Source organism: Aquidulcibacter sp. (assembly GCF_020253525.1).
GTDB lineage: Bacteria > Pseudomonadota > Alphaproteobacteria > Caulobacterales > Aquidulcibacteraceae > Aquidulcibacter.
The window spans coordinates 1-18,321 of the sequence record NZ_JADCBK010000148.1 but is presented as its reverse complement, the minus strand read 5'-3'; the positions used below and the strand labels follow the sequence as shown (position 1 = coordinate 18,321).

Genomic DNA, 18,321 nt, shown 5'->3' with positions numbered 1-18,321 from the left:
GGGCTTTGGCAGGCTTGACCCAAGCCATGGGCCTATGGCGCTGGGTGTTTGTTATCCCAAGCCTCGCTCGCACCCATGCAGACCCTACTTCCAGCCCTGAGGCCAAAGCTGCAGCAGAGCGTGCGTTTGAAATCCTGAACCTCTATGGCGGGGTCGCGATTGGCGAACATATGGGCCAGCTATTGACCGCCTTATTCGTGGTGCTGTTCGCCCTGATCCAATGGCGCGAGGCGCACAAGATTACTGCCGTCACTGGCTTTGTCACCGCCGCAACCATTGTTTTGGGTACGCAAGAAGGTGTGGCAATCGCCCTTGGACAATCCGGCGAGATGTTCTCGATGGCCACGATCCTTGGCTATCTTGGTCTGACAGTTTGGTTGATCCAAACCGGCATCACCCATCTGCGCGGGCCAGCTGTGGCAAAGAAGGCCTAAACCCAAGCGGCCACCCCGCGTCCCTGCCTAACCCTCCCCAATCCCACCGTGTGTATCTGCTTGGGCAAGCGCCCGCTTCACCTGGCCCCTTGGCCCGTGCCGCCGGACTTTTGCCCAAAGCTTGCCCTCAAAACCCAAACCCAAATCCAAACCTGATTAACCCCCATGGAGACTATGATGAAAAGACAATTCCTCGCCATCGCTTTGACTGTTCTTGCCACCGCCTGTGCGACAGCCAAAGAATCCGGCATTCGTGACCCCGAGCGCTTCCGCGCCATTGCAGAAACGTCCACCCTGACCAGCACCTCAGCGCCAGAAAAAGTGGCACGCTGCTTTGAAGACCGGGCCGTCTTGTTGCCTATGACCACCTTCAACAAGGACGAGGCCAGCGGAACCACGACTTATCGTTTGCGCGGCTATGGCTATACGTTTGAGGAAATTGACTTTGTTGCCAATCAGGATGGCGGCTCGGTCATCACCACCTTCCTCGCTCCTGGTGTCAATGCCAAGTGGCGCAGTGACTTTGAAGTCGGTCGCCTCGCTGTTCTGCGCAGCTGCGCCGCCTGAGCTCTCCGCAAATCTTCCTCCTCCCAATTTCACCAAACACGAGATAAACCATCATGAAATACGCACAACTTTCCCTGATTTTGGCCCTCAGCTTTGCCGCCTTTATTCCTTCAGCTCAGGCAGACGAGGCCAAGCGCAACTCTCTCACCCTTGGCGCGATGCAGATCCCAGAATTTGAGGGCTCCAAAGATACTGAAACCTGGCCTTTGATCGCCGGCAGCTATCATTTCGACGAGCGTTTCATCGCTCTGGAAGGAACCGCAATCCGCGCCAATCTGGTCAATAGCGAAAACTGGCGCGCAGGTCCGGTTCTTAATTATCGCTTCGGCCGCGACAAGGACGTGAAGGATGTGGCCATCCGCGCTTTGGGTCCTGTCAAGGATGCTTGGGAAACCGGCGCTTATGCAGGCTATGTGATGCCAGTCGGTGCCGGGACGATCGGGATTACGGGCGAAGTGCTGACCGATGCCAGCGATGTTCATAAGGGTTGGACCGGCTCTGCCTCGGTTCGGTATAGCCGCGCCATTACCCCTGCCTTCGGTTTGGAAGTTGTCGGTACGGCCAGCTATATGGACAAGAAATATGCCCAAACCTATTTCGGCATAACCTCTAGCCAAAGCGCAGCCAGTTCCTTGCCGGTCTATACGGCCAAATCAGGGGCCAAAGATGTCGGTATCGACGTTCTTGGCTCGTACAAAGTGACCGAGAATTATTCGGTAACGGGTTTTGTCGGCTACCGCCGCCTGTTGTCAGAGGCAGCCGATAGCCCAATCGTCAAGCGGGGTGATAAGGATCAAGTCACCTTTGCCATTGGCATCACCCGCAGCTTCTAACGCCACCGCGCTAGTTTAAAGCCCATGGTCCCAAGGTGAGATTTCGCCTTGGGACTTTGCCTGTTTATAAGGTCGCCCCGCAGGGCAGCGCCAGTTACGACTGACCCTAGGGCGTCACAATCGGGAAGGGGGGCTTGGGCTCGGCAGTGTCGAGGCTACCCATGAAGGCGCGCAGCGCATCGGTTTTGCCATCAATCTTCATCACCCCGCGCAGCACAAGACTGGCAGGGTTTGTGCCGGAAAACAGCATGCTGAGGAAGGCAGGTCTCGGCATAGTGACTGTCGCATCAACAGGTTCGTTACTGGGTCCCTCATTGACCATTACCGAATTGCGCAACACGAGGCGATAGCGCTCATTCCGGTCTGGGAAGACAAAAGCGACCGCGATATTTTTGCCCTTGGCCTTTTCAGGGTCAACGCGAATGGCCAAGAGGTCGAACAATTGCGGGGTGGAAATCGCGCTAATCATATCGGGGGCGACCGTGCCCGCATTTGGCACATTGGGGGTCTTGCGGGCTTCTTGGGCCCCGTTCAGATACATATTACGCCACAACATGCTCTCGGCCTGATAGCCCATTTGCTCAAAGGATTGGGCCAAGAGTTCGCGGGCAGATTTGTTGGTGCCATCGGCAAAGACGATCCGGCTCGCCAGTTCTGCTGACCAGCGATAATCACCTGCCTCAAACGCGGTTTTGGCAATGCCTAATGCCTTATCGGCCCCGCCCATGGCCTCGACATAGCGCTTGGCGACGGCCTCGGGCGGCAAGGGGTTTAGATTGGCCGGATTTGCATCATACCAGCCCAAATAGCGCTGATAGACGGCCTTCGAATTATGGCTCATCGTGCCGTAATAGCCGTGATTATACCATTGCTGGGTCAAGACTTCGGGAAGGGCAATCGTCTCTGCAATCTCGCTTGCGGTCATGCCTTGGTTCATCAGGCGCACGGATTGATCGTGCAGATATTTATAGGCGTCGCGGTGATTGGCCACATAAGTCGCCACCTCTTGCCGCCCCCAACGGGGCCAGCCATGCGAGACGAACATGACATCTGTGCGCGCCCCAAACAAATTCATGCTTTCGGTCAGATAGTCTGCCCACGCTTTTGCATCGCGCACCAAGGCCCCACGTGGAGGCAGGATATTATGCATGGTCACATTGGCATTTTCGGCCAAGCAAAGCGCGCCTAAGTCAGGAAAGAAGAAGTTCATTTCGGCTGGCGCTTCGGTGCCGGGCGTGACTTGAAACTCAATGCGCATGCCGTCCACCGTCATGGTCTGGCCGGTGCGCTCAATCGTGTCGGTCGGCGCAATCAAGCCGAGCGACCCGCCAACCGGAACCTCCATCCCAATCCCAGCCCCCACTTGCCCCGCGGGGCCGCGCTCGAGGGTGGTGCCAAATTGAAAGACGGCGCGGCGGCTCATGGCAGGGCCCGCAATCAGATTTTCGCTAACCGCGTGTTCCATAAAGCCGGATGGCGCGATGATTTTGACTTTGCCGGCTTGGACATCGGCCTCACTCACAATGCCTTTGACCCCACCGAAATGGTCTGCATGGCTATGGGTATAGATGACGGCATGAATAGGCTTATCGCCGACATGTTTTTTGACGAGGCTCATGGCTGCTTTGGCGGTTTCAGCCACGGTCAAAGGGTCAATGACAATATAGCCCGTATCGGTCTCGATGATCGACATGACAGAGATATCAAAGCCGCGCACTTGCCAGATCTTGGGGGCGACTTTGAACAAGCCATGCATGCGCAGAAGGGCCGCATGCCGCCACAGACTTGGGTTAGCGGTCTCTGGGGCAGGGCCTTGTGCGAAATCATAGGCTGAGAGATCAAGCACAACTTTTCCAGCCGCATTGCGGATTAGAGGATCTTCCAAGGTGGCAACAAAGCCGCGCTTGGCCAATTCATCCTCGCTGGTATTGCTCCAGGGCAAGGTGGCGGAGAAGGCCTTATTGGCGGCAATCGTCTGGGGCGTCGCGGTGCCTGGCGTTTGGGCTTGGGACACGGGCGACCACGCGACCAATCCAAGGCTTATAAGCGCGCCGGCTGTTGCGCCCACGCGCGCGGGCTTGCGGTTAAATAGGGTCATGATGTGCCTCCCAAACACGTGCCGTCTGTTTTCGACGCGCTTTTATGGAAGCCAACTTGCCTTTGCTCGGGCCGCAACGTCAATCCGGAAACGCCTGTTCCGCTGAACTAGACCTGAGTAATCAAGGCTGCGCAATCGCCGCGGCGAGTTCGCGCTTAAGCAGGCTGACGGCACCGCGTACTTTCGGCAAGAGGTGGCGGCGCTGCGGGTAAACCGCCCAGATCGGCTCTTCGGCTGGTCTGAAATCTGTCAAGACTTCGATTAAGGCCCCGGACCGCAAAGCGGGCAGCACATAGAATTCCGGCAATTGGCACACCCCCATGCCGGCAATGGCCGCTTCCAAAACACCATTGCCATTATTGCAGCGCCAGCGCCCACTTGGCTTAAACTCCACGGCTTGGCCATGAGTATCTTTAAAGTGCCAATTGCTGGCCGAGCCTAACAGGCAGGCGTGGCCCTTTAAATGTTCAATTGTGTCAAGGGGAGGGGCACTTTTGAGATAGGCAGGCGCAACACAGGTCAATAAAGCGCGCGAGCCCACGCGGGTGCGGATTAAGCCTGAATCGGGCATTTGCCCCGTGCGGATGGCCAAGTCATAGCCTTCACCAACCAGATCGACCACGCGGTTTGTGAGGTCTAGCTCGACGCTCAAACCCGGATGCTGCATGGCAAAGCGGCGCAAGATTGGTGCGACATAGCGTTCGCCCATCGTGGTGGAACAGGTCACGCGCAAGTCGCCACGCGGTTCGCCTTGGGCGGTGACGGAGGCTAGGATATCGTCGCGTTCCGCCAACACGCGTCGGCATTGGTCGAGGATGGCGCGACCGGTGTCAGTTAGTTTGACGCTGCGGGTGGTGCGGTCAAATAATTGCGCTTGCAGGCGGGCTTCGAGCTGAACAATCACCCGGCTGATGCGCGTGGTCGATGTGCCGAGAAGCTTTGCGCCACCCGAGAAAGAGCCCGCCGTGGCAATGGCTACAAACTCATCCAATCCTTGCCACTGGCTCATGATTATCCCGAATATGGTAAGATGAATTGCGACTATGGCTATTTATCTCAGAATTGTAAAATGTCTAAGCTCTATACTTAACCTGTTATCCCTCGACTTTTAGTTGGTGAGACCAATTCTGTATGAAGACCCGCGCTGCAGTAGCCTTTGAAGCCAAAAAACCGCTTGAAATTGTTGAATTGGACTTGCAAGGGCCAAAGGCGGGCGAAGTCCTCGTTGAAATCATGGCGACCGGCATTTGCCACACAGACGCCTATACGCTCGACGGCCTAGATAGCGAGGGGAAGTTTCCAACCGTTCTTGGCCATGAAGGGGCGGGGATTGTGCGCGAGGTGGGCGCTGGGGTGACGAGTGTGGCCCCCGGTGACCATGTGATCCCGCTTTACACGCCTGAATGCCGCCAGTGCAAAAGCTGTCTCTCGGGCAAGACCAATTTGTGCACCGCGATCCGGGCTACCCAAGGCCAAGGCCTGATGCCCGATGGCACCAGTCGCTTAAGCTATAAGGGGCAGACCATTTATCATTATATGGGCTGCTCGACCTTTTCGAACTTCACGGTGTTGCCCGAGATTGCGGTCGCCAAGATTCGCACCGATGCGCCATTTGAGCAGACCTGTTACATCGGCTGCGGGGTTACGACCGGCGTTGGCGCCGTGGTCAATACGGCTAAGGTTACCCCAGGCTCTACCGTTATCGTCTTCGGCTTAGGGGGCATTGGCCTCAATGTCGTACAGGCTGCGCGCATGGTGGGCGCGGATCAGATTGTTGGTGTCGACATAAACCCAGAGCGCGAGGCGTGGGGCAAGCGCTTTGGCATGACCCATTTCGTCAATCCCCGCGAGATCAGCGGCGATATTGTCCCGCATTTGGTTGCGCTAACGGATGGGGGCGCAGACTATACGTTTGACTGCACCGGCAATACCGATGTGATGCGGCAGGCTTTAGAGGCCTGTCACCGGGGTTGGGGCGTCTCCACCGTCATCGGGGTTGCCGAAGCCGGCAAGGAAATCTCGACCCGTCCGTTCCAATTGGTGACGGGTCGGGTGTGGAAAGGCTCAGCCTTTGGAGGGGCCCGCGGTCGCACGGATGTGCCCAAAATCGTGGATTGGTACATGAATGGGAAGATCGAGATCGACCCCATGATTACCCATGTCCTCAGCCTCGAAGAGATCAATAAGGGCTTTGACTTGATGCATGCGGGCCAAAGCATCCGAAGCGTCGTGGTGTTCTAACTTGGGTGCTTCAGAAGGGGTGTGTGCATGAGTTTGACCATCATCTCGTCTGTCAAAGCCCATGGCGGTGAGCAGCGCGTCTATAGCCATCCATCTTCCTCTACCGGCACGGAGATGGTGTTTTCAGCCTTTATTCCAGATCACCCACCGGGTAAAAAACTACCTTTAGTATGGTATTTGTCTGGGCTGACCTGCACCCATGCCAATGTCACCGAAAAGGGGGAGTATCGGGCAGCTTGTGCCGCGCTTGGCCTGATCTTCATTGCGCCCGATACCTCGCCGCGCGGGGAGGGGGTGCCCGACGATCCAGAAGGGGCCTATGATTTTGGGCTGGGTGCCGGATTTTATGTCGACGCAACCCAAAAGCCCTATGCCAAAAACTATCAGATGCGCCGCTATCTTGAGGTGGAGCTACCAGAATTGATCGCAGCGCATCTGCCCGTCGATCTGGAACGCCAAGCCATTATGGGCCATTCCATGGGCGGTCATGGGGCTTTAACGATTGGGTTGCGTAATCCCGGCCGCTTTGCCTCGGTCTCAGCCTTTGCCCCAATTGTTGCGCCTATGGAATGCCCGTGGGGCCATAAAGCGTTGACGGGCTATTTAGGTGAAAGCCAAAGCGCGTGGCTTGCCTATGATGCCTGTGCGCTGATTGAGGCAGGCGCCCGCGTGCCCCACTTATTGGTCGATCAAGGCACAGCAGACCCGTTTCTTGACACCCAACTGAAGACGCATCTGTTGGTGGCGGCGTGCGAAGCCGCGGGCCAGCCAGCAACCATCCGTATGCAAGAGGGCTATGACCATAGCTATTATTTCATCTCGACCTTTATGGCCGAGCATTTGGCGTGGCATCACCAGCGGCTCAAAAGATAAGGGCACAACGAAACACACCATCACGCCAAGCCGGATGCGTATTTCGCATAATAAGGATTATGGGACAAATTCTATCAATGGAGGGCGGCAGGTATTTTGGATTGACCTCCTGTACCGTTCGGTTAGCTTCAGATTTTTGGGGATTGGGAGAAACATATGGCACGCGCTTCGATGGCGATGATTTTAGGGGCTGGGCTCTTTTTAGCGGGTCAAGCTGCGGCTCAGACACAGGCTGAAGCACAACGTTCTGCGATGTTTGCCCGTGCCAAGGCCGTCGAGATTAGCAATGCGTGGACGCCCCCACCCGGTGACCCTTTATCTCATTTCACAATTGCCTATGCCAAGCTGATGTGCAGCGCGGTGTTTGTGAGTGGGTTTGATCCAGAGTTTGCCCGCGCCACCTTGGGCGACGCCAATGCGCTGGCAGCTGTGGCGCATCGGGTAAAATCAGGCCCTCCGGTGATTGACCGCCAACGCCGTGAAGTCCGTGTGACGACCCAAACCGGCCTGACACGCACGGCGCGCTATATTGGCGATCAGGGCTGCGTCAGCCTTCCCGAAGGTTCAAACGAGATTGGGTTTAAGCCTAAGCCCGTGCCGCGCAACTTACCAAATGCCGCAACGACTGCTTGGCCCATGGGCGATGTGATTGCGCCAAATGCGGCAGCAGGCCTTGACCCGGCAAAGATCAAAGCCGTGGTTGATGCCGCCTTTGCACCCGATGATGCACTTACCCAAGCTTTTGTAGTGACGTGGAAGGGGCAGATCATCGCCGAGCGTTATGGTGCAGGTGCCACCGCGACGACCCCTCTTGAGGGTTGGTCGATGGGCAAAAGCATCGCGGCCAGTTTGATTGGGGTGCAGATGCAACAAGGGCTCTATAGCTTAGACCAGCCCGCCCCTATTCCTGAATGGCAAGGCGCTGGCGATAAGAGACAAGCCATTCGTATCCGCGATATTCTAAACATGTCCAGCGGTCTGCGGGTGCGGGCCGAACAAGACCCCGATTATGTTTATGATGGCAGCTATCCCGATCACTGGTATTATTACACAGGCAATAATGCCTTTGCTTATGCCGCCAGTCGCCCGCAGCAATGGCCTCCGGGCGTTATTGGCCGCTATCGCAATACAGATCCGGTCTTGATCAATTATCTGATCCAATTGGGCGTGAAGAAACAAGGCGGGGATTATCTCACCTTCCCGCAGCGCGCTTTGTTTGACCGCATCGGCATTCGCTCTGCCGTGCTGGAAACCGATGCCAGCGGCAATTTCTTGACCCAAGGCTATGATTTAATGGCTGGGCGCGATTGGGCGCGATTGGGCAATTTGTATTTGCAAGATGGTGTCTGGAATGGCGAGCGCATCCTACCAGACGGCTTTGTGAAATTTGTCAGCACCTTGGCCCCGGCGTGGGTTGCCGATGGGCGACCCGTTTATGGCGGCCTGTTTTGGGTAAATGGTGACGGTAACTTCCCAATCCCACGCGATGCATATGCGATGCAGGGCGCGGGCGGCCAGTATACAATCATCATCCCATCCCATGATCTGGTCATTGTGCGTTTAGGTCGGTTCGCTGGATCCCGGCCGGGCACTGCAAGTTTGAATCGCGCCTTGGCCCTGCTCATGGCGGCAGTCCCGCCAAGCGAGAAAGGCAAATGAGGCTAAAAGCACCTTTAGACCTTCGACCCGCCCCGCTGGATCGCGGTTTGGAGGTCTTTCAAGCCAGGGCCCAGAAAGATAAAGCCCATCAGCAATAAGGGCGAGACCAAATAGCCCCAATAGAAATTATTGGGTCGGCCCGTAATGGCAAAAGCCAGCATATAGCCAAGCATCAGCAGAAGGCAGAACAGAGCCGTTTCCGTGCGCCAACAGAGCCAGCCAAACAGGCCCAGAACAATCATGGGAAAAGCGATTGCCATTGGTAATTCCGACAGCGGCAAGGACTGCCACATGAAGGAAAGTGCTGCCGCAGGCCCACCCATCAAAAGCCAGGATTTAGACTTGGGATCATTGGGCAGAACGACTTCGGATACCGCTTGAAAATGGGCATAAACATAGCCGAAGAAGACAAGGATCAGCGCGGTCCAAGCCGCCGTCTCAAGCCAGCGGCGCTGAAACAGGGCAAAGGCTGCCATGAGCAGGACAAAGGGCAAAGCCAATTCGCGCGTCATCAAGGCACAGCCAGCAACAACAAAGCTTAGGAACCACTTATTGGGACGGTATAGGCCAATGGAGAGCGCAATTAGCGCACCAACCCATATTTCGTGCAGATACATTGCTTGTTGAACCACAATGGGCGAAAGCCCTGCAGCCAACAGCCCGACAATTGCCGCGCGTCGCCAAGCAACGACCCGCTGTTCAGACAATTTCTGGTACCACACAAATAGTGCGGCCAAGCCAATCCCGACTTCAAGAACATAGCCCAAAGTCTGGCCCAGTGTTGCTAAAACAAAAGCCAAAGTCGGAAGCCGCACGGTGACAAACGGCTTTAGCGGATAGCCGCGTGTCCGTTGTTCGTCGGCGGCGACCTGATAATAATTCTCACCCGCCTGCATCCGGCGGACAATGGCCTTATACAAAGCGAGATCGGCACCCTCCTCCCCGCTTTTGGTGGTCTTCTGGACAGTTTTTACCGGCTCGACTTTTGGGGCGCCGGGTGTGGATTTATCAAGGGCGGCCCATAGGCTGGCAAGGATTAGGGCAAATAAAATACCCAGAACCCATTTCGCGCCACGACTGGATATCGTGGCAAAACGAGATGCGTCGCTCATTACTTCCGCCATGTCACAAAGGAGGAAGCCGCGAAGTTCCATACCGCGCCAACCACAACCCCGGCAATACCGGCAAGCCACCATTGGCTATCCATCTGATGCACCCAATTGCCAATGCCAATATTGGCAATCGCCCCGACGGCAGAGACCAGATAGAAGGTCAAAAGACCTTGCACCATTTTCCAGCCCTTCAGGCGGCGATCACGATAGGTAAAGCGGTTATTTAAGAAGAAGTTGAACGCAATCGCTGTGGCCACGGCGGCAAACTGGCCACTCATGAAACTGGCACCCAGCGCAAGCATGGTGCCCAAAACCGACAAATGCACCACAACGCCCAAACCGCCAACCGCAAGGAAGGAAACCAGCCGAGTTGGGATGAAACGTCCAATCGTCTTGTCGATCAAAAGCGAGATATATTCGAGCGCAATCATGCTGTCGGCTTTGCTCTCGCCATTCAAGCGGGAGCGAAACACATAAGGCACTTCGGCAATGCGCGGCGGTGTTGGCAAAGACGCAACAATGTCGAGCAGAATTTTAAAGCCGACCCCCGAGAGGCGTGGCAGAGCCGCCATCAAAGTTTCCCGACGAATAGCCATAAAGCCACTCATCGGATCAGATAGACCAACCCGCAGAATCTTCTGGCCCAGCCAAGTCGCCCCTTGCGAGGCCCGGTGGCGCAGCTTGTTCCATTGTCCCACGCTGCCGCCTTTGGCATAGCGCGTGCCAATCGCAATATCGGCCTCATCATTTTCAATGGCCGAAACCATTTTGGGCAAGGCTGTCTCGTCATGCTGCAGATCGCCGTCGACCACAGCCAAAATGGGGGCCGATGTGGCGAGCATGCCCTCGACAACGGCGCTCGAAAGCCCCCTCCTCCCAATGCGATGAATGACCCGAACATGGGTGTCTTTCTGCCCGATCTCGCGCACGAGGTCGGCGGTGCCATCGGGGGAATTGTCATCGACGAAAATCGCTTCCCAATGATAGCCCACGAGCGCCGCGGACAATTTGTCCAGCAAGGGCACCACATTGGCGGCTTCATTGAAAGTCGGGATAATAACGGCAAGCTGCAAGGGCCCTGCTATGGCAACCCTGGCTTCTTCCTGTGGACGCGCCAGCTGCATCAGCATACCCAAACCCCAATCCGATCTTTTTACCTTGCACGCCTTGTAGCAGGTGCAGGGTTAATGCCTCGTAATCAGGGTGGGGGGCGGAACGTGCAGAAGGGTGCATTCCTTTCAGAATGCACCCTCCACCCGTAACCGTATGTGATCTTTTAGGTTGCTTGCGAGGTCACTTTTCGCGTCTTCCACAGCGAGAACAAGACCCCACCTGCGATCAGCGCCATGGTAATCCCGAGCGACCATTCGGCGGGGAATTTGCCGCCGGGGAACAAGTCGCCCATAAAGATTTTGGAGCCGATGAAGACCAGCGTCAGCGCCAAGGCGTACTTCAAATATTTGAAGCGGTGCACCATCGCAGCCAGCGCAAAGAACAAAGCCCGCAGACCCAAAATCGCAAAGATGTTAGACGTGTATACAATATAAGCGTCTGAGGTGATTGCGAAAATGGCTGGCACGCTGTCAATCGCAAAGACCAAGTCGACGATTTCGACAAACATCAAGGCGAGCAAAAGCGGGGTTGCAAAATAGCGTAGCTTCCCCGTTTTTGGGTCGGGCAATTGCACGCGGAACTTATTGCCATGCAATTCGGGCGTGACGTTCATGCGCTTCTTCAGCCAGAGCAGAATCTTATTGTCTGCCATGTCGGGCTCTTTATCGCCTTTCAGGAACATCATGATGCCCGTGCCAATCAGGAACACGGCAAAGATGTAAAGCACCCACGAGAACTGGCTGACCAAGGCTGCACCAACCCCAATCATGATTGCGCGCAATACGATCACGCCGATGATGCCCCAGAACAGGACCCGATGCTGATATTTCCGCGGAATGGCCAAATAGGTGAAGACCATGGAAATGACGAAGACATTGTCCATCGCCAGGGTCTTCTCAACGGCAAATCCTGTCAGATAAAGCTGGAGTGCCGTCCAAGCCCTTTCTTCCCCGACGACTGAGAGAATTTGCGGGTCGATCGAGGCGGTTGGCGAGGCATTATTGTAGAGCATCCAGATGATGCCCGAGAAGCCAAGACCAATGGCGATGTAAAACGCGCTCATCTTCAGGGATTCAGCGTCGCCAATTTCATGGTCTTGCTTGTTCACAACCCCAAGGTCGAAAGCAAGCAGCGCGATTACCGCGCCGATAAAGGCATACCATATCCAGGCGGCCTTCCCGAGAAACTCGGCAAACAAAATAGTCTCTAGCATGATGATGGCTCCGGCCAAAACTGATGTGTGACAAACTTAGCCGACATCACTGCGTAGACCTGTTCCACGCAGCCAGAGGGGCCCGACTTGGGCGGCAAGTGGCGAAGCTGGGCGGCATATTCAAGGGGGCGGGCCGCCCTATGACAAGCTTGTGATGCGCGGTTGATCTGGCCCCTGCCCAACTAGACAATATCAAACCATGCGCAGCGGCCTTAAATCCAGCAACGCACTTCGCGCTGTAGGGTGCATTCCGACAGGAATGCACCATCGCAATGACAGCGGCTTTGATTATGGTTTTCACTTAGAGAGCCTTTGCTGCAGGCAATGCCTAGGCAAAGGCTTCGTTTGAGTTTGAGCGCGCAAGATGGGGTGTCAAGGGGTTCATCGACTTCGTCGACGCGCGAAGCGCGCCCCTTGACTCCCCAGCTTGCGCAATAAGAGTTGTCAGGCGGCTTCAAGGCAAGCGAAGTGCGGCCTTGAACCGCTCTAAGTCCTTTGGCTAAGGTGCAGCATCGACGATCATGGAGTTTGCTTGACTGTTAACGTGCCAAACGCTTTTCCGTTTCCTCAAGGCCGACGTTTTGGTCCAATATAGTGGTAGTTTCAAAGCTGAAAGGGCTTTATTATGAATCTCAGGGGGTGGCGCGGTATCCAGGATATCCGAGATGCGCTTCACGCCGAAGGCTTCCAAGTTGATCGCGCTTACGCAGAGTTGAACGCTGCGATCAGCAACAACCAATTTTCAGTAGATGAGTATCTAAAGGAACGAGACAACCACGCTTATTGGAAGCTAAGTGGCATTCGGCTCAACGGAAGAATGGAGCGCGAACCTGAACCGCCTAGCCCTATAGCTGAGCATCTCGAGCCGATTTTTATGAACTTGTCACAAGCCGATTGGAATAGCTTGATCGATGTTCCAATTTTGGAACGAAAGATTGATGAGTGGCATCTTATTCCATCAGATTGCGCAGAATATGTGATGCGAAATGACGAGATCAGGAACTTCGCACTGAAGATCGCGGAACGGCAAGGGTTCAAGAAGACTAAGGCGCGATTTAGAACCATTTCGCCAGTTATTGCAAAGGAAGACGCAGACACGGGGCTCATAGTGTTTTTTGGCTTAGAGGGACGCCCAATGGACGGTGGTATGGGCCTTGTCCGACGCTTTGACTTCAATCTTCGGTCTTATATCACTGATAGCGCGCTTGAGGACAGCATTGAGATTAAGTTTTCCCACTTTGGCGGCATGTCTTATTATCAAACTCTAAGTGGTCTGCCGAACTCGCATTATAATTACCGTACCGATAATCCCGAACAAATGGAATTTTGGTCTGAAGTGATCAAGATTGGAATTGTTGCGTCGGTTCGGTTTCTAAATTTATTTCATTCTAGCGTAGCCAAGTTTCGAAAAGAGCAGGATGCTTCTAAGTAGCAATGCACCCTACCGCGCGGAGCGCATTTCTATCTCTGACAGGCGGTCGTGGACTATTCAGCAATGCGCTTCGCGCTGTAGGGTGCATTCCGACAGGAATGCACCATCGCAATGACAGCGGTCTTGATTATGGTTTTCACTTAGAGAGCCTTTGCCACAGGCAAAGCCTTTGCAAAGGCTTCGTTTGAGTTTGAGCAATACGAATTGTCTAGCGGGGCAAGCGAAGTGCGGCCTTGAACCGTTCCAAGTCCTTTGGCTAAGGTCCAGCATCGACGATCTTGGAGTTTGCTTGACCATGGTGCATTCCTGACGGAATGCACCCTCCGGCGAAAAGGAGCGCGCAACATTTGTTGCGCGATCCATGACCCCCCTTCCCTATCCCTCAAGCCGACAAGGCGTGACAAGGCCCGCAGGCTTCTTCTAGAGTGAGGTCGTTCACGCGATTACGCACGGAAGGCTTAAGCATGAGACGGGCAGCCATCATTAGTCCAGTACGAACCCCGATTGGTAAATTCCTGGGCGGGTTAAGTTCGGTTCCGGTTGAAACCCTTGCTGCCCATGTCGTCAAAGCCGTGGTGTCGCGCAGTGGCATTGATCCGATGCTGATCGAGGATGTCGTATTTGCGCAAAGCTATGCCAGTGGCGAGACGCCGTGCGTGGGGCGCTGGGCGGCTTTGTCGGCGGGCTTGCCGATTGAGGTGCCGGGCATTCAGATTGATCGGCGCTGTGGCGGGGGTCTGCAGGCTTTGGCGACGGCTGCCATGATGGTGCAGACCGGTGCCGCCGATGTGGTGTTGGCCGGGGGCGTGGAGAGCATGAGCAATGTGGAGTTTTACACCACGGCCATGCGCGGCGGCGCACGTGCGGGCAGTGTGACCCTCTATGATCGCCTCGAACGCGGGCGTGAGCGTTCCCAACCCGTTGAGCGTTTTGGCGTCATCCCCGGCATGATAACGACGGCGGAAAACTTGGCGTCTGATTATGCGATCAGCCGCGAGGCTTGCGATGAATTTGCCGCTGAAAGCCAAGTCCGCGCCGCGCGCGCGTGGGCAGAAGGCCGCTTTGATGCGGAGATCATCCCCATTCCCATCCCGCAGCGTGGCGGTGAGCCGATTGAGTTTAAGATGGACGAAGGCATTCGCGGCGATACCACGGCAGCCTCTTTGGCCAAGCTAAAGCCCATGGTGGCAGGTGGGGTCTGTACGGCCGGCAATTCCAGCCAACAAAATGATGCAGCCTCTGCCTGTCTAGTTGTGGCGGAAGATCGCTTGGTCGAGCTTGGGCTTGAGCCGTCAGCCTTTTTCGTGGGCTGGGCAGCCGCCGGGGTCGAGCCCTCACGCATGGGGATTGGCCCGGTTCCGGCGGTGCATAAGCTCTTTGCCAAGACCGGGCTTTCTTGGGCCGATATGGGCTTAGTCGAACTCAATGAAGCCTTTGCCTCGCAAGTGCTGGCGGTTCTCAAAGGCTGGGATTGGGATGACCGCTCGATCCTCAACGTCAATGGCTCGGGCATATCTTTGGGCCATCCGATTGGCGCGACGGGCATGCGGATTATGACCAGCCTCGTGCATGAGATGCAGCGCAGACAGGTCCGCTATGGCCTTGAGACCATGTGCGTCGGCGGCGGCCAAGGCGTTGCCGCGATTTTTGAGCGCGCTTAAGGGCCCTAACGCGCCATCGTCCCACCATCGACGGGAACGATGGTGCCGGTCATGAAGGAAGCTTGATCGGAGATTAAGAAGGCAAAGACATTGGCGATCTCTTCAGGCTCTGCATAGCGGCCCATGGGCACGCCTTGGGTGAAGATGGGTCTGGCCGCCTGCGGGTCGTCGGGCATTACCAAACGCTCCGCATAGCCCATCATCTCGGTATCGGTGGGCGATGGGCAGATGGCCAAGACCCGAACCCCATTGGGGGCATAATGCACCGCGGCTGATTTCGTCATGCCCACAACGGCATGCTTGCTGGCGGTATAGGCAAAAATATTTCCACCCCCACTAAGCCCGCTGATCGAGGATACATTGACGATCACCCCTTTGCCTTCTGCGCTCAAATGCTGACCCACATATTTGAGGCCCAGATAAACCCCGCGCGCATTGATCGCCATCACCCGGTCAAAGTCGGCCTCTTCATAGCGCGACACCGGATGGGCTGGCCCCGAAATCCCAGCATTTGAAAACAGAAAGTCTAGCCGCCCAAAGTGCGCCAGCGCGCTTTTAACCGCCTCCTGCCACGCCTCAGCTAGGGAGACATCGCCGATAAAAGCGGCGATTTTAACCCCATCTGGCGTCGCGATACGTGTGATCTCCTCCGCCCAAGCCGGATCAATATCCCAAGCCAGGACATGCACCCCTTCCGCCATCATCCGGTGCAGCGTGGCGCGCCCAATGCCGCGTGCGGCACCGGTAATGATCGCCACCCGACCTTCAAGCCCGAGATTGACTTTAGTCATGGTGATTTCCTTACGTAAGAAAGCTGTGAATGGCGTGGGCGACCGAAACAGGGTCGTCGCGCACAGGGTTGTGGCCGACATGCTTGAGCGCGGTATGTGTCAGATTGGCGAAGTAGCCAGCCATGGCATCCCGGGTTGCAAGCGTGAAGACGGGGTCTGCCTCGCCCCAAATCACATGGGTTGGGGTTTGGATGGTCCAGTCAGGTGAAGCAATCCAAGCAGGTAGGTCTGGGCCGGAGTCTAACTCAAATGGGCTCGCCCGATACCAATCAATGGCTGCCCGCCAACGATCTGGGTCTGACCAAGCCGCTTTATAATGCGCGGCCTCGTCTGCCCCCATGCGGCCATCGGCCTGTGCCTCTTGGAACCAGATTTTGAAGGGATTGCTGGCAGGATCGGCCCGCCACATCGCTTCCAACGCACCTGATTTAAGTGCGGTCATATAGGCAGAGGCCGCTCGTTGACCGGGGTTTTGGATTAAGGCGGTTTGCAAAGCGGCGGGATGAACCGCATTGATCAGGATCAGGCGATGGACATGCTCAGGAAAGCAAGCGGCAAACCAGCAGCCGATCACCCCGCCCCAATCATGGCCAACCAAGACCACTTTCCCGTCCGCAGAATTGGCGCGGATGAGCTGGCGGATATCTTCCAACAAAATCTCAGGCGAGTAATCCTCCACCCGTGGCGGCTTGTCCGAGGGATGATAGCCGCGCTGATCTGGCAGGATATAGAGGCGGTCCTGCGGCAGATGGTCGACAACGCGCTGCCACACCGAGCCCAGATCGGGAAAGCCATGTAAACAGAGCAAGGGCGGGGCAAGGCTGTGCGCATCGCCCTTGCGCACCACATGCAGTTTGATCCCTTGGATGGATTGGAACCCAGCCTCTTGCATCAGCTCGTCGCGGCCTGCGCGCGGGCGCGGTAAAACTGCGCGACAAGGCGATCAATCTCAGCGGGTAGATCGCGTCCCGTCACATGGTCTAACGACAGATGTTCATGACCGGGCAGCACTTCGAGCAGCTCAAAAATAGTGCCGTCAGGATCACGGCCATAGACAAAGCGCACGGCCCCATTGCTCGTAGGTGCGGCATGGAAATGAACGCCAGCGGCCGAGAGGCGCTGATACTCCGTATCAAGATCATCCACTTCTAATGCGAAATGGCTCCAACCCAGACGCGACGCATCCACCATGGGTTTGGGTTCGGTTTGCGGTTGGTGATAGTGCCAGAACTCCAGCGTCAAAGGCCCCGCTTTCACCCAAGCGCCATCAAAGACAATGTCTTTAAGGCCCGCAACTACATCATATTTTGGCTCAGGGCCAAAATGGCCGGTGCTATGCACCGGTGCACCGGTCACAAGACTATAGAAGGCCGACAGGCGCTGGATGTTCGGGGTGACCAGGGCAACATGGGCAAACCAAGGTGGACTGACAACCGAAGCCGCATAGGGCAGGCCCTCCAGTTCCAGTACATTGTCTTCTGGGTCGCGGATGTAACAATATAGATTGCCAGTCCCCAAACCTGAGGGCCGGGCATGGCTTTTGGCCCCTGCCCCAACAAAGGCATCATATAACCAATCGCCGTCGGCCGCTTGCAGGCAGATGTGGCGCAGGCCGGCGTGATAAACCTCCGGCGGGCCATCGGGTTCGGCCGGGTTTTTGAAGTGAAAAAGCTCTAGAAAGCCCGTTGGCCCACGCAACAGCGCCACCTCACATGCACTGTCTGCCACCGCCATCATGGCGCGCAGATCGGCTCGGTCGGCAACTTCGAACCGCGCGATCACCTCAAAGGCGTGGGCTGTGGTGTAAAACTGGATGGCGCCGTCCAGATTGGCGACGCTTAAGCCCGCATGGTGCAACCCCTTGATCATGACCCCACCTGCTCGTCTCGCTTGGACATCGTCATTTCCGCCCGTTCTTATTTTATCTTCCGTCAATAGTAATGGCAGGTGGGTAGGCGTCAAGCACAAATCAGCGACTTCGTGTGGCAAAGTCCCACGTTCGATGCGGTTGTTTTAGATGGTTGTTGTCTAGACGCGGTTTGGTGATCCTTCCGGTCCACCAAAATGGGTCTAGATGGAAAAATCTTAGAGCGTTGTCATCCCCGATGGCGTCAGCCAATCGGGGACCTTGTGCCTCAAAGTCCCATGGGGTCCCCGCTCGAAGCTCACGCTTCGGCGGGGATGACGGTTTCTTGGATGATTCTTTGTCTGGACGCGCTTTGGTGCCCATTCTGGTCACCCAACCGCTTGTTCAAGCATGATCGGGCGATTTGTCGCGTCAAGTCCAGATTTCC

16 protein-coding genes are annotated in these 18,321 nt (G+C 56.0%); 8 read left to right on the top strand and 8 right to left on the bottom strand.

The genetic code is table 11. The features are described from left to right. The 3 genes from IOB61_RS15235 to IOB61_RS15225 form a co-directional block, all read left to right on the top strand. The coding region (locus IOB61_RS15235) for a DUF4386 family protein (RefSeq protein ID WP_290818577.1) at positions 1-434 on the top strand (434 nt) is incomplete at its 5' end. Between the two features lie 177 nt (positions 435-611). After that, positions 612-1,001, top strand: a complete 390-nt coding sequence (locus tag IOB61_RS15230; protein WP_290818575.1) for a hypothetical protein — start codon at positions 612-614, stop codon at positions 999-1,001. 53 nt (positions 1,002-1,054) lie between these two features. Then, positions 1,055-1,834: a MipA/OmpV family protein gene (locus IOB61_RS15225; RefSeq protein ID WP_290818573.1), complete on the top strand. Its 780-nt coding sequence runs from the start codon at positions 1,055-1,057 to the stop codon at positions 1,832-1,834. A 106-nt stretch (positions 1,835-1,940) separates the two neighbouring features. On the opposite strand, the gene IOB61_RS15220 is transcribed toward IOB61_RS15225, so the two are convergent. Then, entirely contained in the window at positions 1,941-3,932 is a 1,992-nt protein-coding gene (locus IOB61_RS15220) for an alkyl sulfatase dimerization domain-containing protein (protein WP_290818571.1), read from the bottom strand. Positions 3,933-4,053: 121 nt separating this feature from the next. Next, positions 4,054-4,941, bottom strand: coding sequence for a LysR substrate-binding domain-containing protein (locus IOB61_RS15215; protein WP_290818569.1), 888 nt, complete (start codon positions 4,939-4,941; stop codon positions 4,054-4,056). Between the two features lie 122 nt (positions 4,942-5,063). Between IOB61_RS15215 and IOB61_RS15210 the strand changes: the two genes are divergently transcribed. The 3 genes from IOB61_RS15210 (at position 5,064) to IOB61_RS15200 (ending at position 8,705) form a co-directional block, all read left to right on the top strand. Continuing rightward, positions 5,064-6,173, top strand: coding sequence for an S-(hydroxymethyl)glutathione dehydrogenase/class III alcohol dehydrogenase (locus IOB61_RS15210; RefSeq protein WP_290818567.1), 1,110 nt, complete (start codon positions 5,064-5,066; stop codon positions 6,171-6,173). Positions 6,174-6,200: 27 nt separating this feature from the next. Then, positions 6,201-7,046 carry an S-formylglutathione hydrolase gene (fghA, locus tag IOB61_RS15205; protein ID WP_290818565.1) on the top strand — a complete coding sequence of 282 codons (846 nt, stop codon included), beginning with the start codon at positions 6,201-6,203 and terminating at the stop codon, positions 7,044-7,046. Between the two features lie 156 nt (positions 7,047-7,202). Beyond that, the gene (locus IOB61_RS15200; protein WP_290818563.1) at positions 7,203-8,705 is read left to right on the top strand and encodes a serine hydrolase; all 1,503 of its coding nucleotides are present in this window, start codon (positions 7,203-7,205) and stop codon (positions 8,703-8,705) included. A gap of 14 nt (positions 8,706-8,719) precedes the next feature. Here the strand turns inward: IOB61_RS15200 and IOB61_RS15195 are convergent, their stop codons facing one another. The 3 genes from IOB61_RS15195 to IOB61_RS15185 all read right to left on the bottom strand — a co-directional run bounded on the left by IOB61_RS15195 (position 8,720) and on the right by IOB61_RS15185 (position 12,143). Continuing rightward, positions 8,720-9,817: a hypothetical protein gene (locus tag IOB61_RS15195; RefSeq protein ID WP_290818561.1), complete on the bottom strand. Its 1,098-nt coding sequence runs from the start codon at positions 9,815-9,817 to the stop codon at positions 8,720-8,722. Continuing rightward, positions 9,817-10,947, bottom strand: coding sequence for a glycosyltransferase family 2 protein (locus tag IOB61_RS15190; RefSeq protein WP_290818559.1), 1,131 nt, complete (start codon positions 10,945-10,947; stop codon positions 9,817-9,819). Before IOB61_RS15190 ends, IOB61_RS15195 begins: the two co-directional genes overlap by 1 nt. A gap of 146 nt (positions 10,948-11,093) precedes the next feature. After that, entirely contained in the window at positions 11,094-12,143 is a 1,050-nt protein-coding gene (locus IOB61_RS15185; RefSeq protein WP_290818557.1) for a TerC family protein, read from the bottom strand. 625 nt (positions 12,144-12,768) lie between these two features. Between IOB61_RS15185 and IOB61_RS15180 the strand changes: the two genes are divergently transcribed. Both IOB61_RS15180 and IOB61_RS15175 read left to right on the top strand, forming a co-directional pair. Continuing rightward, a complete protein-coding gene (locus tag IOB61_RS15180; protein ID WP_290818555.1) occupies positions 12,769-13,575 on the top strand; it encodes a hypothetical protein in 807 nt (268 codons plus the stop codon). A gap of 464 nt (positions 13,576-14,039) precedes the next feature. After that, a complete protein-coding gene (locus IOB61_RS15175) occupies positions 14,040-15,236 on the top strand; it encodes an acetyl-CoA C-acetyltransferase (protein ID WP_290818553.1) in 1,197 nt (398 codons plus the stop codon). A gap of 5 nt (positions 15,237-15,241) precedes the next feature. Here IOB61_RS15175 and IOB61_RS15170 read toward each other — a convergent pair whose 3' ends face one another. From IOB61_RS15170 to IOB61_RS15160, 3 genes are read right to left on the bottom strand one after another with little or no spacing between them, the layout of a single operon-like run. Next, a complete protein-coding gene (locus tag IOB61_RS15170; RefSeq protein WP_290818551.1) occupies positions 15,242-16,027 on the bottom strand; it encodes an SDR family NAD(P)-dependent oxidoreductase in 786 nt (261 codons plus the stop codon). 10 nt (positions 16,028-16,037) lie between these two features. Continuing rightward, entirely contained in the window at positions 16,038-16,919 is an 882-nt protein-coding gene (locus IOB61_RS15165; RefSeq protein ID WP_290818549.1) for an alpha/beta fold hydrolase, read from the bottom strand. After that, positions 16,919-17,896, bottom strand: coding sequence for a VOC family protein (locus tag IOB61_RS15160; RefSeq protein WP_290818547.1), 978 nt, complete (start codon positions 17,894-17,896; stop codon positions 16,919-16,921). Before IOB61_RS15160 ends, IOB61_RS15165 begins: the two co-directional genes overlap by 1 nt. Positions 17,897-18,321: the final 425 nt, after the last annotated feature.